Source organism: Lacipirellulaceae bacterium (assembly GCA_040218535.1).
Lineage (GTDB): Bacteria > Planctomycetota > Planctomycetia > Pirellulales > Lacipirellulaceae > Adhaeretor.
This window is the reverse complement of sequence record JAVJRG010000010.1, coordinates 445,758-461,380: the sequence shown is the minus strand read 5'-3', so window position 1 is coordinate 461,380 and position 15,623 is coordinate 445,758. Positions and strand designations below refer to the sequence as shown.

Sequence of the window (15,623 nt, the reverse complement as noted above, 5' to 3'; positions counted from 1 at the left end):
TCCGCGGATGCACAATCTAGCCTCAGCGACGATAACTGCTCTGTACCAGCAGTTCAGGCGAGCAAGCCGAAGGGTCACTTTCTGATCAGGCCAGCAATGTGGCGATGATCGAATCAAGCGATTCGCCTTCGTCTTCCTCGGCCAACTCTTCCACAGCAGCGGCCAACTCGGCAAAGGCTTCGTCAACCGGTGAGCTGACAGCCGCGGCGAGAGTTGGAGCGGCTGCAGCGAAGCTACTCTCCATATTCACCGTGGCGAAGGCGGCCTCGGTGATTTCGCTGGCATCGCCGGAGAAGTTCACTCCAGTGACCGAAAGCCCGGTGACACCCGTCAGGTCGAGTGTCGAACTACCTGCCGTGGCTGCGCTCACGGTTGAAGTGGAAGGAGTCGCATCACGCTGCCATGTGAGGAAGAAATCGCCCTCCTGGTTGCCTTGCTGGAACTCGCCGTCCCATTGGCTCAGGTCCCCGCCATCGACGGTGCCATCGCCATTCAAGTCAGAACCCGACGTTACGAGAGTTGCGGGCGCGCCTTGGCCAAACTCTTGCTGCCACATGGAGGTGTCTTCGCTATTGGCAATGCCATCGCCGTTTGCGTCACCTTGTGAGGCAGAAGCTTCCGATTGTCCCATACCACGTTGGAGGGCAAGGAAATCGAAGCCGTCAGTCATTCCATCGCCGTTGAAGTCGGCGGACTCGTTTGAGCCTTGCGTTCCAGGGTTACCGCCAGTGTTGTCGTCGGCCGTGACTGGTGGGTCGAAGTTGCCGACGATTGGGAGAGCCAACTCATCACCGAACTCCGCGTAGAGATCGCTTCCGAAAGGTACGGGCTCGAAGGGATGGTTCAGCGTATTGATCGTTCCAGCTATACGATTGAACGCAAGCGGATCATTCGAGATCAGAAAGTACCACTCAGCAATCGGACGGTTGTCCTGTGCCGTATTACCTGGAACCCACAAGCCGATATCGTCGATGCCGTCTTGATCCATGTCGGCGGCGACGGGGCGATCAAGTACGCCGGGGTACCCCCAGTTGAGCGTCTGGTCGGCATTGGCGTTTCCATTGAAGTTGGCGAATCCGTTGGATGCCATGTCGAAGAAGAATTGGTTGTTGTTGAAAACCCCAGCATCGTCGAGGCCATCACCGTCAAAATCACCAATGATCGGCTGCCCAAGTAAGCCGTTATTGACGAGAACTTCACCCGCTGAAATGACAAAGTCGCGATTTACATCAAACGCCCATTGTCCAGCGTTGTAGAGCCCAATCTCATCGCCATTGGCTGCGTTACCATCGAAGTTGCCTGCCACGGGAATTGCTGTTGCAATGTTGAAGCCGGGAATGACTGGCTGCGTGCTGATGACATCACCTGCAGCGCCAAGAACATTGATGCCGTCAGGATCGGTCACGACACCGTCGCTGTCGGTGTCGATTAGCCAACGCTTCCCGTCTAGCTCCTCCGACCAGCCGAATACTGCGAGTTGGTCGAACGAATCGCCTGACGCCTGGGCGTTACCATTAGTGAATTGGCCAGCAAAGACCAGATCGTGCAATCCGTAGCCTCCCGGTGCAACCGCACCGGTAACGGGATCGGCGACGTTCATCACGAACTTGAGATCGGTATTTGTTGCATCACCACCCAGCGGACTTGCCGGGTCCCAGATGAAGTTGCCGTTGGTGTCGATGTTGATGTTCTGAGCGACGAATGAGCCGATCTCTGGGCGGCTATCTACGGTAAACCGGCCCACGAAATTCCCTCCAGGAATGTCATTGCCACTGCGGACCGCATCGCCGACAACACCCACATCAGGGTTATCGGTTGGTTCAATCGCATTAGATTCTCCATCGAGCCGATTGCCGGCTAGATCAACGATTTGATCCAGTATGCTGAATGTATAGCGATCGTCAGGAAGCGGGGCTGCAAAAGATACCGTGACGATTGCCGAAGCAGGTAATCCGTTGGCGGGAGCAATATTGTTGACAAAGACCCGATCAATCACGACCGGACCGACGTGATCTCCCACAACTTGGAAGATGCCGTTTTGTTCTGCCGAGTTTGAGTCGATCGCGTTATAGAGGAAGTCGGCAGCAAAGCGATTTGGCAAATCATCAATGTAGACGTTCAACGAGTTTATCAATGGGCTATGGCCGTTAACCGACGGCTTCGGGTCAAACAAGTCATAACCGGGGAAACCTGCTACGGTGACCGCATCAATCTGTGGGCCTTGCGTGTCGAGGAAAATCGTTAGCGCGTCAGAATTCGTCGCTGTTGGGGGCAGCGTGTTTCCAGCAACATCGACTCCCACAGCCAACAGGTTCACTCGACCGTCGCCGCCGTTGAGGAGTTTCAGGTCGAGAGCTGATTCGATCTGCCAGTATCCCGCGGGTAAGGCAAGATTACCGTCCAAAGGATTGGCCACGGTTTGGCCAAGGAAAGTATCGTCCGCAGAGAAACCATTTCCGGTCGTGTCGTGATAGAGCATGACCGTTGAATTTGCCTCAGCGATGCCCCACAACGTGGGTGTTGTATCGCTAGTAATGCGGTCACCAAAAGTCGCTGGGTTGCTAACGACGCCCGTATCACTGCCGTCGAATAGGCCATCACCTATCACTGCCGGCTGCCCAAAGTCGACCGGAGGCCTCGTCGTGTCGACGGTAATTTCTAAGAGGAAGTCTTGAGAAATGTTTCCTGCACGATCTTCGACCTCTAGTTTGAAGTCATGGACGCCATCTGGAAACGGCGTGCCAGCGGGGTTGTTCAGATTGAGAGAAACCGTGTGCGTGAAGAAACCGCCCGAGGTAAACGCTCCCAGATTGAGGAACGAATCGACAATCAAGATTTCCGGCTGACCGATGTTGCCATCAGGACGAACATAGAGCCGATACTTGAGGTCATTCGGGAATGGATTTGACGGGAAGCTGTTTCCTGGCGTGTCGTCGGCTGTGATCGTGAATGTCGGCAGAGTCACGTTGGTGACTTCGTCGGCGTCGCTCCGTCCCGAGTCAGTCGTCAGATCGAGAAACGGCGTGTTCGGCTGAGCCGTGTCAATCCACACATCGGTCACGCTGCCCACATTCAGTTGTGGGTCCACGGTGGTGACATTGCCGGCAGTGTCTTCGACCTCGACGGTGATGTCATACGCTCCATCAGCAAGCGGCTCGCTTGTGATCTCCCAGCGCCCTCGCCCATCGGTTGCGGTGCTACCCGGCAGGGCCAGATCGGAACTGTCGCTTCCTGCAACTGTGCTGCCAACCAATATGCCGTTCGCGAGAAGTCGGACCGTGCTCCCTGCAGTAGCAACGCCCTCGAACGCAGGCTGATTGATCTTAGTTACGTTGTCGTTGGTGAGCATGCCCGTATCGCTCGAAGGCAATAGATCTGCCGTAACGATAGGAGCCGTGTTTGCGTTAATGGTGACGAAGATGGGCACCGAAAGCTGCGAGAAGCCAACAGGATTACCTACTGGATCAATGACTTGCGTGCGAGCGGAAACGAGGTATTCACCATCAGCCAAAGGCGCTACGGCTTGGGCTGACCATGTGGCACTTAAGCCCAACCTCGTCGCCGGAATAGCAGTCGTGGTCCCCGTGGCCAAGTTCGTTGCAAGCAACTCCGTGTCGTAGCCTGTTGCACTGTTACTATCAATGGCTCCGATAATTGTACCACCGGAAGTGCTTAAGAACGTTTCTAAGTCATTCTGAATAAAGAAGCGTGGTGTGTTATCGCTGGTCACATTATCAGAATTCGAAACGCCGGTGTCAGAAGACGGGTCGAGCGAGACGCTAGCTGGAGTGGGAGCGTCAGTGGCAATCAACTCCACATTGTAGAACCCACCGGTACCGTTAGCGATCGTGTCGGTAGCGACTACCCAGTACTGTGATCCCTCTTCGATGGGAAGGATAACTCGATTGTTTGCAAGGGCTGCACCACCTAGCAGAGAAGCGCCCGTACTATCCTGAACATCGATCGCGAATTCGTTGGCGACGAAGTTGCTGGCAACAGCGTTAATCAGCAGTTTACCTGTGACTGGAGCAGTATAGCGAAAAGTGTCTCGCGTATCCCCCGCCCCGTCATTCAAGGCAAAGTCCTGTATGGTAATGGCAGGTTCACCTGCGAGGACTTGCCCACCCGGAGGTGCTTGATCGTTTCTCGCTTCGAAATCATCACCAGGCCCAATCAGCACCGCCAGCATCCGGCGGTCTTCCAACTGCTCAACCCCCAACTTGGTCGTGTCGGGCTGACGAACAGCGCGACCGGCCTTGCGGCGAGGTCCTTTTGCTAGCTCACGAGAATTTGAACGACCCAACCAACCACGACCAAAAGCGGACATGCCAACATACCCCGAGCAAAGTAGGTGAACTCACAGAATGAACCCTCCCCGTGAGCGACCCCAGTGGCGACGCGCGCGGGTGGCTCTCCTCGTGCTGGCAGACCCAAGAATCAGGTCTACGGCTGCCCGCAGAGAACCGGCGATGAGTTTACCTTAGGTAAGATAGGCAATACAAGTGTTTTGTCGTGATTGTCCTAATAAATCTAGTTGTATGGGGAGGCGAACGAGCCAGCGCAAACGAAAAGAGGGGCCGCACTTAGGTAGTGCGGACCCTCTGGGAAATCATGGACTGGCTGGGATTTCAACCGGCGGCCTCACAGCTTGCGGCTCGGGAAGCCCCTTGCCGGCTTCGCCGCTTAGAAGCGGTACTCGACCCGCGTGCTTAGGCCGCTGAAGCTCAAGGGGCCGTCGATATCAACGTAGTTGTTCCCCTGAACCCCGTTGATGAACGAGTCGGTCGTTACGGCATTGAACCAGTGAGCCGAGTTCCAGCCGGCGGAGACACGGAAGTGCTCTTTGGCACTAGTCCAAGCGATACCCGCTTCATAGTCGAGTGTGGTGATGAAGCGATCGTCCTTCCACACAGCTAGAGCAAGCAGTTGGTCGGTCGTGACATTTCGCATCGTGTAGTCAGCTTGGACGGTACCGATCATTGGCGAAACGTTGACGTTGCCGTAAAGTGAGAAGCCATGGCACCCAAAGCGATACTCGCCATCGAGGCCCGCACGGACGCCACCGCCATCGAAGTCGACATTGCTAATGGTGTCGACCTGTCCTGTCACACCAGCGGCATAAATTCCAGACTGATAGAAACCCTGTTCTAGGTGACCATAGCGACCGCCAAGGCTCCAGTTGATGGCGAAGTCACAACCACACTTCCAAAGGCGTCGCACACCAAAGTCAGCCAGTTGGAAATCGATGTCGTATGTAGCAACCAAAGGACCGGCCGAAGCAGTCGTCAGGGCACCTGGATGATGGATCAGCGAGAGCGTGCCATTGCCTGGAACTGGGGATAGGCTGCCCAAAGCGGCACTCTCGTACTGCGTATACGAGACGAAAACGCTTGAACGATCGGAGTACTTGAAGTCAGCACCAACGCGAAATCCTGGTTCGAAGTCCGGGTCGACGCGGCCGATCGTTCCGAAAGGTACGGTACCAGCACCGCCAAGTCCATTCTGCTGTTGAGCATGGCTCACATCAGCATCGCCAGGTTGGAGGTAGAGAAACTCGCCCCAAACGCGGGTACGGTGTTTCCAAGCCTTGGCGCCTGGAGGACAGCACTCCGGAATGCATCCACAGCAAGCGCTATCGCAGCATCCCGTATCGCAGCAGGCGTCATCGCAGCACGGTTCACAGCAACCGGTGTCGCAGCCACAGCTACTGTTCATGTCGCAATAGCCGCTGCTGCAGCTACCGCCGTTGCAGTCACTCACGTTGCAGTCTGAAGGCGAGTAGTATTGCGAGAGAGCTAGGTTATCAGAGTAAATCGTCTGTTCGGCTTCGAACTCCGACGACGGTGAATTTACCGCCTCGGAACCCGAGTCGGTAGCAAAGACGACATCCGAGGCTTCGCCATAGCTATCTTGGTTGCTTGTCTGCTGTTTCTCTTCTAGCCGCTTGGCTGGGCTAGCCTTCGTGCGGTTGGTTGATAGCAGTCCGCTGTGATAGCCGCGGTTCTGGGCTTCTGCTGTGATGCCGCTAGCGAACACGGCAAGCAATGCGACTGACGTCACCGCCAGCCTTCTGAGTCGAGTCCTCATGATTTCCCCTTCGTAGGTTCACAGACGCAGGCTGCCGCACGTGTTGCGGGGCGAGGCACAGGCCTCTCGACAGCCCGCTAGAAAAGTTGCGGGTATGTGAACCTATTCGGGTTATCCGGCTGGCAAGGATCAATCCGGTTATGCTGGGGTGTCAGAGGCGACTCAAATTCACCATTTTACCACCGCCTCTTGTGGCTTAGCTGCGTGCCATTTACTTGCTCTTTGATCTCAAATGCCAGCGAGTCGCCAACTTTCGATAAGTAAACATCAGATAGAGGTTGGGCTTGGCAAACAGTATGCGTGTGACAAGTCCCCAAAAACCGCCGTCATGTTCGTACTCAACATGCTCGCTAATTCGAGTGGTCTGTTCGGAAATGGGCTCGAAAGTGTGCGTGTGCTCCCACCGTTTTGCCGGCCCTTCGGCCTGCACGTCGGTAAAACCATGCGGGCCCACATCGCGGTGAACGGCCTTCCATCGTAGTGGCAACGGCCCGACCCACAGCGTAAACCGCGAGACAGACCCTTCGCCAAGTGGCTCGATTTCGCCCAGCTGGACGATCGTGGGCGGCGGGGTGAGCTTCTTGAGGGTGCTCGTGTCACGATGGAAATCGTGCACGGCTGCCACGGGAGCATTCACCGTGAATTGATAGTCAAAAGTGGGCATGATGCTTCTCTTGTTGGGCTCGCGGTTCAAGATCGGTCAGCTTTTCTTGCTTGCTATTCATCGTTTATAGTTGCATGTTCTTCGTAGCTGACGCTCGCTACTGAGTTCGCACCAGGATAAGAATGTCGCAACTGCCAATACAAGACGGAGAGTATCGTACCCAGCCGAGGCGCGTCTCATTCCTCTCACGTTGGTTTCCCTCGACGGTGTTCTTTCTCAAACTGGCATGGATTATCTGGAAGGCGGGCAGAAAAGCCAAAGCTGGTAAATACGACGGTGGAGAATGGGCCAAGAGCAGCTTGGCCGTGATGCGTGCCCTGGAAAGCGTTGGCGTGAAGTTCGAGATTACAGGTTTTGAGCATTTCGATTCGATTGAGGGACCCTGCTTGGTGGTTGGCAACCACATGAGCACGCTTGAAACAACCGTTCTGCCGGGGCTGATTCAACCGATTAAGGAGTCAACATTCGTCATCAAGCAATCTTTGCTTGAGTATCCCGTCTTTAAGCATGTGATGCGATCCCGGGACCCGATCGCGGTAAGTCAAAGTGATGTGCGGGCTGATTTCAAGACGATGCTTACCGGAGCTGCAGAGCGGCTAGCACGCGGCGTCAGCGTCATTGTGTTTCCCGAAGGTGAACGGGCGGCAGAGTTTGTGCCCGCCAAGTTCAACACGATTGGCGTGAAAATCGCCCAACGCAACGAAGTGCCGATCGTCCCTTTGGCCCTCGACAGTTGGGCTTGGCCGTTAGGTGCGGTTGTTTCCGATGTGGCTCGACTGGATACTGATCGAAAAGTTCGTTTCGCCTTCGGACCGCCCCTGGAAGTTTCAGGCCGCGGTGCTGAAGAGCAACAAGCGATCATCGATTTTATCCAAGCGAAACGAAGTGAGTGGGGACTGTAGCCCTGTCGCTCCGCGACAGGAACCGCGGAAGCTGTGGTAAGCCATGAATGCTAGGTTGAATGATGTGTGACTTTTGAATGTTTCTGCTTTCCTACCGCGGAGCGGTAGGGCTACTATGTGAACCCTCCGGCTCATTGCCCCTTGAACAGAGAAGTTGCCAGTTAGGAATGACGATGCCCTTGCTCCCCACGGGACCTGCCTACTGCCGCCCCGAGGCCTACGCGCACTTCGAGAAAGTACTGGAAGGTCGCGAGTTAGACGAACCGGCAGTGGCTGACAAGCTTCAATGGCTTTTCGAAGCGGCTTGGGCTCTGGCGAGGCACGACATGCCTCAAGCGGACTTTGCGGCTGGCGAAACGGCTGTCGAGAATCTGGCCGAAGCCGTCCGCAAGCGAATTCGGTCGACGGGCTTCGAAGCGCGGATAGCCCATTTGCATGACCTGCTCTTCGAGGTCATCGGACTAAGTGGCAACACCGACGACTATTACAATCCGTCCAACAGCTATCTACCTGCCGTACTCCAGAGTCGCCAGGGAATCCCCATCACGCTTGCCTTGGTCTACGGTCGGGTTGCGGCCGAACTGGAACTGGAAGTCTACGGGGTTAACGCTCCCGGCCATTTCCTCGTTGAAGTTGTTTCGCCTGACGAGGGCAGCATGTATGTCGATCCTTTCTACGGCGGAGGCATTGTGACCTCGGCCGAAGCGCTTGCCCGAATTGCCCAAGCCACTGGGAGGAGCGAAGTCGCCGTACCCGGTTGCCTCGTGCGGGCGAGCGCCCGGCAATGGCTTTCGCGGATGCTGTTCAATCTGCAAGCAGTTTTCGCTGCCACGGGTCGCGAGCGTGATGTCTACGCTATGCAAGAGCTGCAGGACTGCCTCGGGCGGTTCTAGCCCAGCATTTCTCCGCAGTTCGGGAACTCTGTCCTCGTCGTTGCTGGATTCAGCACCTATGATAGGGGTATGCGGCTTGCTCAATTGTTGGTTCTCCTCTTGGCTCATGCTGTTCACGCCTCCACCGCGTGCGCAGACGTGGCCGTTCTATCGAATCGAACGAAGGATCCGATCCGCCTAACAACGATTCCTGCGGGGGGAGACCTTCGCATGGTGACGATCGAGCCGCAAGAATCGAGACCGATCTATTTCGACGTTGCGACGAAGGTCCGAGTCCGAGAAGGACGCGAAGTTTACGATTTCGAGATTGAGCACGGGGCCGCCTACTACTTCGCTCGCGATTTGGAGAACGACCAGCTCGCGCTGCAAGAGCTTGGACTAGGTCGCCGTGGTATCCGACGACAGACGCAGGGCGATGCTCTCCCCCTGCTGCCCAACGCGGGAGTCATCCCCGTGAAGCTGCTTGTCGACGACGACGAACGAACGCACCGTACCGTATGGGAGCCGCTCTTGAAGGCTCGCCTGGCAGAAGCTTCGAAGGTACTTTCGGCTCACTGTGGTATCCGATTCAAAGTCGTTGCGATTGAAACGTGGGACTCTTCTCCTGAACAAAAAGACTTTAATCGCACACTCAAGGAGTTTGAGCGTGAAGTCGATCCGGCTCCAGGGCGAGTGGCCATCGGATTCACGAGCCAATACCGCATTGAAAAGGGGCGGTATCACCTGGGCGGCACACGTGGACCTTTACATCCCCACATTCTGCTCAAAGAGCGTGCGGCAAACGTCCTAGAGTCAGAGCGTCTCGAATTACTCGTGCACGAACTGGGCCATCACTTGGGTGCCGCCCACAGTCCTGAACCGAACAGTGTCATGCGACCTGTTCTTACTGGGGGTAAGTCGCGAGCGGCAGAGGCGACCATCAAGTTCGATCCCGTTAACGCATTGGGGATGTCTTTGTTGGGCGAAGAGATTCGCCGGAAACGAGTCACGAAGATTTCGGATGTCTCGATGGAGACCCGTCGCCGACTGGATGCGATTTATGCGGCACTTGAGCCTGCTCTTCCGAACGACTCCGCTGCCACGGGACTGCGTCGTATCGTCCGCTCGGCTGGTACAACGCCGTTGGTGAACGACGTACGCAAGGTACTCGATCACTTGGTTAGGGTCGGCGAGCTTAATCAACGGCTTGCTCGCGAGCAAGCAGCGGGAACTCTAAAAGGAAAACGTGAACCGGTCTCTGGTGACCAGTTACTAGAACTCTATGTGCGTCAAGCAGCTCTAGCGGCTAAGCGAGTCCGCCGCGAACGCTCGCAACAGGCTTTCCTACTTGCCCTGGGTATTGCACTTGATGAGACGGATACCTTGTCGATCCTGCCCGTGTCAGGCCAGTTGCTTAGCCGCGTTGAGGATACGCAGCAGAAACGCCGACGCCGTGCCGCCATTGGCCAGCCCACGATGCACGAGAGGGCCGATCTTACCAAGCACTTTTTCGTCTCTGCCCATCTCGTTACCGTTGTGGGATCTCAGGCTGCTAGGAGTGCCGGTTTGGCGAAGGAACTGCTTGATGCCCAGGGCGGGACGGGGTTTAGTTTTGCCGACATGGCTGCAAATCGTGCTGGGATTGTGTTTGCTGCCGCGATTCTTAGTAAACGCATCTCCCTGGATGAGGTTGCACGCTCATTTTCAGTGGAGCGGTTTCTGCCCGAGATCGACGACTTAAGTGAAGGTCTCGCAGAGAAAGACTTTACGGAGAAGTTCGGCGGCGTGAACGACCCACGTTTCGCCGCGGAAATGAATCGGATTGAACGGCGAATAACCTCATTAGTCGCCAACTGGTCGAAAGAGCCCACAAACAATTAGCCCATAGAACTTGATTACTATGCCTCTGGAAAACTACAAACCGCAGAAGCCCTTTCTCGTCGGAATCGATTCGGACGGGTGCGTGTTCGACACGATGGAGTTGAAGCACAAGGAATGCTTCATCCCCGCGTTCATCCGACACTTTAGCCTGCAAAGCGTTGGCAAATATGCTCGCGAAGTGTCAGAGTTTGTAAACCTCTATTCCAAGAGTCGAGGATCGAATCGGTTTCTTGCACTGTTGGAACAGCTCGACTGGCTGCGCGGTCGTCCCGAAGTCATTGAACGTGGTACTTCCGTGCCGAAGCTCGAGGGACTACGGAACTGGGTCGAGCAAGCCAAGACACTTGGCAATCCCTCTCTGGCCGAAATCGCGGACGCTACTGGTGATCCTGATCTGAAGAGAGTTCTCGCTTGGTCTGAAGACGTAAACGACGCGATCACCGCAATGATTCGCAACATCGCGCCGTTTCCGTCCGTGAAAAAATGCCTGCACCGTTTCGACGAGGCAGCCGACATGCTGGTCGTTTCCGGAACACCGATAAAAGCTCTTGAGTACGAGTGGGAAGAGAACGGGGTCGCCCGTTATGTGCGGGCTCTTTACGGCCAAGAGACGGGACCGAAGCGAGAAACGCTTTCCCTCGCAAGTCATTACGATGCAAACCACGCCCTGATGATCGGCGACTCCCCCGGCGACTACAAAGCGGCCATTGCCAACAAGTGCCTATTCTTCCCGATCAACCCCGGCAATGAAGACGCAAGCTGGCAACGCCTGCACGACGAGGGAATCGACCGCTTCCTATTCGGCACGTTCAGCGGGGATTATCAGAAGCAGTTGCTAGAGGAGTTCGAGACGTTTCTGCCGGCGGAGCCGGAGTGGAACGTGGTGGAGGGCTGATGTAACTCGCCTTACCGCTGCACCCGCGCCGACCCGCCCTCGGCCAATGCTTCCACTTCGCTGAGTGTCGCCTGCGAGACATCCCCCGGATAGGTCGTCAGCAGCGCCCCGTGGGCCCAGCCGAGTCGCAGGCACTGCTCGGGCTTCTCTCCGGCGAGCATCCCGTAAATCATGCCGCTGCAGAAACCGTCGCCGCCACCGATGCGGTCGATCACGTCGAGCTTCATCGTGGGGCAAGTGAACTTCTCGCCGTCGACCCACAGCACGGCACTCCAGTTGTGACGGCTCGTACTTTCAACTTCGCGAAGCGTGGTGGCCACGACTTTGATGTTCGGGAACTCGGCCTTCACCTTTTCGATCATGCTGAAGAACGCTTCGGGGTCGAGCTTCGATTTCTTTTCGACATCTTGCCCGGTGAATCCGAGACCCTTCTGCAAGTCTTCCTCGTTGCCGATCAGACAGTCGAGGTGGCTGGCGATCTGGCGATTCATGTCGATCCCTTTCGTCTCGCCCCCTTCGAGCGTTGCCCATAGCTTAGCCCGGTAGTTGAGATCGAAAGAAGTGATCGCACCGCTTGCCTTGGCGGCTTGCATCCCCTCGGCAATCAAGTCGGAAGTCTTCTCGCCTAGCGCCGCGTAGATGCCACCCGAGTGAAACCAGCGGACGCCCTGATCGAAGATGCAATTCCAATCAATGTCGCCCGGCTTGAGCATCGCGGCCGCTTCGTTAGCCCGGTTGTAGAACACCACGGGTGCCCGCGCACCATGGCCGCGGTCGCTGTAAACGGTGGCGATGTTCGGTCCACGGACGCCATCATGCTCGAAGTGTTTGAAGAAAGGCCGCACGCCTAGCTCGCGGATGCGGGTTTGGACGAGTTCGCCGATGCCGTTATTGACCATCGCCGTGACGATTCCAGTCCGCTGGCCGAAGCAACTGGCGAGGTTCGCCGCACAGTTGTATTCACCTCCAGAGACATGCACCGCGAACTCCCTCGCCCGGCGGAACGGCGTAATCCCCGGATCGAGCCGGTGGACCATCGCCCCCAGTGAGAGAAAGTCAACTTGGCAGTCATCGGCAGATTTCAGCGGCAGTGCAGCCATCGCGGCAGGTCCTCTGTGGGCAATGTGTTAGGTGGGGGCAATTTGCAGTGGGCGAATCCCACACCCTATCCAAGGGTCAGTTCACTGTCAAAGCCCCCGCGAATCATCAAGCGAAAAGCGTTCAAGCTTGCAGGAAATACGGAATATCAAGTGAAGAAATCAGGCATCAATACGTCGCAGACAACATAACCGCTTTGCGTCGCCTCACACTTGACCAAAGTTACTTCGCAGCCGATCATCATACGCTTACCTCGAACCGAATGACGCCGACCTACGCTCGCCATCCCTTCGACGAGTTCCGCTGTCGACAACACCTGCCATTAGCCCACCCCGGAAAGGTTGCCTGCTGTGAGTGATTGTGATTTTGGCCTGATTGGCCTCGCCGTGATGGGCGAAAACTTGGCCCTCAACGTCGAAAGCCGTGGCTACAAGGTGGCCGTGAACAACCGCACGACCAGCGTCGTGGACGACTTCATCAATGGTCGTGCCGCGGGCAAGCAGTTCGTCGGCTGTCACACGATCGAAGACTTGGTCAAGAATCTCAAGCGGCCGCGCAAGGTGATGATGCTCATCAAAGCGGGGCCGGCGGTTGATGCGGTCATTGAGACGCTCATTCCGCTGCTCGAGTCCGGCGACATCATCATTGACGGCGGTAATACCTACTACGCGGACACCGAACGCCGCACGAAGTATGTCGAAGAGAAGGGCCTTTTGTTCTGCGGCACGGGCGTTTCCGGTGGTGAAGAGGGCGCTCTCAAAGGCCCCAGCATGATGCCCGGTGGCAGTCCTGACTCGTGGGAACACGTGAAGCCGATCTTCCAGGCGATCGCTGCAAAGGTTGGGCCGAATAACGACATCCCCTGTTGCGAGTGGGTCGGCCCCCGGGGTGCCGGTCACTACGTGAAGATGGTCCACAACGGCATCGAGTACGGCGACATGCAGCTCATCTGCGAAGCCTACTCGATGATGAAGGAGGGCCTCGGCCTCTCCAACGACGAGCTGTACGACGTGTTCGCCGAATGGAACAAAGGCGAACTCGACAGCTACCTCATCGAAATCACCCGCGACATCTTCAGCGTGAAGGACGACGATGGCAGCCACTTGGTCGACAAGGTTCTCGACCGTGCTGGTGCCAAGGGAACCGGCAAGTGGATGAGCCAGTTGGCCCTCGACCTCGGCGTGCCCAGCACCCTTGTCACCGAAGCCGTTTACGCCCGCGGGCTTTCCTCGTTCAAGGACGAACGTGTCCGAGCGAGCAAAGTTCTCACCGGTCCCTCGCCAACGTACTCGGGCGACAAGCAAGAGTTCATCGACCAAATTCGACAGGCACTCTACGCCTCGAAGATCGTCAGCTACGCCCAAGGCTTCGTCCAACTTCAGGCCGCCGCCAAGGAACACGATTGGCCGCTGAACTACGGCGATTGTGCCCTACTCTGGCGTGGCGGCTGCATCATCCGTGCGGTCTTCCTCGATACGATCAAGGAAGCCTTCGACAAGGAGCCCAACCTGGAGAATCTGCTCCTCGCCCCGTACTTCCAGGAAGCGATCGAGGGGGCCCAAGCCGCCTGGCGGCATGTTGTCTCGCAAGCCGCGCTGCTAGGCATCCCGGTGCCCGCCTTCGCGACCGCGCTGGCGTATTATGACGGCTACCGCCGAGCCGACCTGCCGGCGAACTTGCTGCAAGCCCAACGCGACTACTTCGGCGCTCATACTTTTGAGCGTGTTGATAAGCCACGCGGTGAAATGTTCCACGCGGAGTGGCTGCAAGAGCGGCGTGAGCCTAGCTGAGTTGGCGGCTCCGGTTTTTTGAACCACGGAGGGCACGGAGGTTCACAGAGAAAGATATGCGAGAATCATCTCTATTGGAGAGTCTTTGCACATGTCCTCCTCTAGGTTTTCGTTTGGAAGAAGAATTGTTCAATTTGGACTAGCAGTTCTGTGCATCTTTCTGGTTTCGTTCATCGTCATCTATGTCCGTTTTACTTGGGAAACTCTGACCTTTTCTCAATTACAAGAAAGGCAATTACACGTCCTGGAATCAATATTTGAGAACAGCCAAACCAGTTACCTTCAAGAGCACTGGCAGGATGACTTAGCTATTCGCAACGTTTGGGGTAACGTCACCTATTTTCATACCAAGACTTCAAACGATGAGATGAGAGTTTTACTTGCTGAACTTGAGTCACGTTTGGAAAGTAATAAGGTGATGTCTGACTCACAACGTATCAATGACATCTATGATTTGATGCTAACGACAAATTCTACCCCTGAGTTTATCAATAAATATAGGAAGGCAGACTTGGAGAGATTTTTACACTTTACCCAAATTGATAAAAACGATTTGGATGCCGAGTGACTACTGTTCTAGTAACCCTCCGTGTTCTCCGTGCCCTCTGTGGTTCAAAAAACTAACGACTAACCAACCCAACAACCCATGTCCTACCTAGAAAAACTTTTCAGCTTTCAAGATCAAGTCGCCGTGGTGATCGGCGGTACCGGTGTCCTTTGCGGAGAGATGGCCGAGGGGCTGGGCCAGGCGGGGGCGCACGTGGTTGTCGCGGGTCGCAGTGAGGAACGCGGGAGCCAACGCGTCGAGTCGATCAAAGCGAAGGGGGGCTCCGCTTCGTTTGCTGCGGTCGATGCGATGAGCAAGGCGTCGATTCAGGAGCTCTGTGATAAGACGATCGCCGAGTATGGCCGCGTGGATGCGGTGATCAACGGTGCCGGGGTGAACTCAGCAACGCCCTACTTCGAAATCGAAGAGGACGAATTCAACAAAATCATCCAGTCGAATCTCAACGGCACGCACTACGCCTGTCAGGTGTTCGGCAAGGCAATGATTGACGCGGGTGGCGGGTCAATCCTGAACATCGGGAGCGTCACCAGCTTCTTGCCGCTGTCAAAAGTCTATACCTATGCCGCTAGCAAAGCGGCGATCCTCAACCTCACCAAGAATGTCGCCCGCGAGTTCGCCACCAAGGGCGTCCGCGTGAATTGCCTCTGCCCCGGGTTCTTCCCCGCGGAGCAGAATCGCAAGATCCTCAGCGAAGAACGCGTCGCCGACATCATGCGGCACACTCCGATGGACCGCTTCGGAGAAGCAGAGGAACTAATCGGAGCAACATTGTTGCTCCTCTCAAAAACAGCCGGCAGCTTCATCACCGGCGAGGCAATTTACGTCGACGGCGGGTTTACGTCGATGACTATTTAGGCGCTCGTTAT

Annotated in this window: 11 protein-coding genes; 7 read left to right on the top strand and 4 right to left on the bottom strand. The window is 56.1% G+C overall.

Features of this window, described 5'->3' with window-relative positions; all coding sequences use genetic code 11:
• Positions 1–85: 85 nt before the first annotated feature.
• The 3 genes from RIB44_13890 to RIB44_13880 all read right to left on the bottom strand — a co-directional run bounded on the left by RIB44_13890 (position 86) and on the right by RIB44_13880 (position 6,751).
• Complete coding sequence (locus tag RIB44_13890; protein MEQ8617661.1) at positions 86–4,327, bottom strand: Ig-like domain-containing protein; 4,242 nt, start codon at positions 4,325–4,327, stop codon at positions 86–88.
• Between the two features lie 356 nt (positions 4,328–4,683).
• The gene (locus tag RIB44_13885) at positions 4,684–6,087 is read right to left on the bottom strand and encodes an Lpg1974 family pore-forming outer membrane protein (GenBank protein MEQ8617660.1); all 1,404 of its coding nucleotides are present in this window, start codon (positions 6,085–6,087) and stop codon (positions 4,684–4,686) included.
• Between the two features lie 211 nt (positions 6,088–6,298).
• Positions 6,299–6,751, bottom strand: coding sequence for a hypothetical protein (locus RIB44_13880; GenBank protein MEQ8617659.1), 453 nt, complete (start codon positions 6,749–6,751; stop codon positions 6,299–6,301).
• Between the two features lie 122 nt (positions 6,752–6,873).
• Between RIB44_13880 and RIB44_13875 the strand changes: the two genes are divergently transcribed.
• The 4 genes from RIB44_13875 to RIB44_13860 all read left to right on the top strand — a co-directional run bounded on the left by RIB44_13875 (position 6,874) and on the right by RIB44_13860 (position 11,301).
• Positions 6,874–7,653: a lysophospholipid acyltransferase family protein gene (locus RIB44_13875; protein MEQ8617658.1), complete on the top strand. Its 780-nt coding sequence runs from the start codon at positions 6,874–6,876 to the stop codon at positions 7,651–7,653.
• A gap of 173 nt (positions 7,654–7,826) precedes the next feature.
• Positions 7,827–8,546, top strand: coding sequence for a transglutaminase-like domain-containing protein (locus RIB44_13870; protein MEQ8617657.1), 720 nt, complete (start codon positions 7,827–7,829; stop codon positions 8,544–8,546).
• Positions 8,547–8,615: 69 nt separating this feature from the next.
• Positions 8,616–10,406, top strand: coding sequence for a hypothetical protein (locus RIB44_13865; protein ID MEQ8617656.1), 1,791 nt, complete (start codon positions 8,616–8,618; stop codon positions 10,404–10,406).
• A gap of 19 nt (positions 10,407–10,425) precedes the next feature.
• Complete coding sequence (locus tag RIB44_13860; GenBank protein MEQ8617655.1) at positions 10,426–11,301, top strand: HAD family hydrolase; 876 nt, start codon at positions 10,426–10,428, stop codon at positions 11,299–11,301.
• 11 nt (positions 11,302–11,312) lie between these two features.
• On the opposite strand, the gene RIB44_13855 is transcribed toward RIB44_13860, so the two are convergent.
• Positions 11,313–12,401 carry a sugar kinase gene (locus RIB44_13855; protein MEQ8617654.1) on the bottom strand — a complete coding sequence of 363 codons (1,089 nt, stop codon included), beginning with the start codon at positions 12,399–12,401 and terminating at the stop codon, positions 11,313–11,315.
• 348 nt (positions 12,402–12,749) lie between these two features.
• On the opposite strand from RIB44_13855, the gene gnd reads away from it, so the two are divergent.
• From gnd to RIB44_13840, 3 genes are all read left to right on the top strand, one after another.
• Positions 12,750–14,189: a decarboxylating NADP(+)-dependent phosphogluconate dehydrogenase gene (gene gnd, locus RIB44_13850; GenBank protein MEQ8617653.1), complete on the top strand. Its 1,440-nt coding sequence runs from the start codon at positions 12,750–12,752 to the stop codon at positions 14,187–14,189.
• Between the two features lie 91 nt (positions 14,190–14,280).
• Positions 14,281–14,757, top strand: a complete 477-nt coding sequence (locus RIB44_13845) for a hypothetical protein (protein ID MEQ8617652.1) — start codon at positions 14,281–14,283, stop codon at positions 14,755–14,757.
• 78 nt (positions 14,758–14,835) lie between these two features.
• Positions 14,836–15,612, top strand: a complete 777-nt coding sequence (locus tag RIB44_13840) for an SDR family oxidoreductase (protein MEQ8617651.1) — start codon at positions 14,836–14,838, stop codon at positions 15,610–15,612.
• The last annotated feature ends 11 nt before the right edge of the window (positions 15,613–15,623 follow it).

Excerpts from the sequence above, each read along its gene's own strand:
- RIB44_13840 (MEQ8617651.1), top strand. The coding sequence starts at position 14,836 with ATGTCCTACCTAGAAAAACTTTTCAGCTTTCAAGATCAAGTCGCCGTG.
- RIB44_13855 (MEQ8617654.1), bottom strand. The coding sequence starts at position 12,401 with ATGGCTGCACTGCCGCTGAAATCTGCCGATGACTGCCAAGTTGACTTT.
- RIB44_13870 (MEQ8617657.1), top strand. The coding sequence starts at position 7,827 with ATGCCCTTGCTCCCCACGGGACCTGCCTACTGCCGCCCCGAGGCCTAC.
- RIB44_13865 (MEQ8617656.1), top strand. The coding sequence starts at position 8,616 with ATGCGGCTTGCTCAATTGTTGGTTCTCCTCTTGGCTCATGCTGTTCAC.
- RIB44_13890 (MEQ8617661.1), bottom strand. The coding sequence starts at position 4,327 with ATGTCCGCTTTTGGTCGTGGTTGGTTGGGTCGTTCAAATTCTCGTGAG.
- RIB44_13885 (MEQ8617660.1), bottom strand. The coding sequence starts at position 6,087 with ATGAGGACTCGACTCAGAAGGCTGGCGGTGACGTCAGTCGCATTGCTT.
- RIB44_13880 (MEQ8617659.1), bottom strand. The coding sequence starts at position 6,751 with ATGCCCACTTTTGACTATCAATTCACGGTGAATGCTCCCGTGGCAGCC.
- RIB44_13875 (MEQ8617658.1), top strand. The coding sequence starts at position 6,874 with ATGTCGCAACTGCCAATACAAGACGGAGAGTATCGTACCCAGCCGAGG.
- RIB44_13860 (MEQ8617655.1), top strand. The coding sequence starts at position 10,426 with ATGCCTCTGGAAAACTACAAACCGCAGAAGCCCTTTCTCGTCGGAATC.
- RIB44_13845 (MEQ8617652.1), top strand. The coding sequence starts at position 14,281 with ATGTCCTCCTCTAGGTTTTCGTTTGGAAGAAGAATTGTTCAATTTGGA.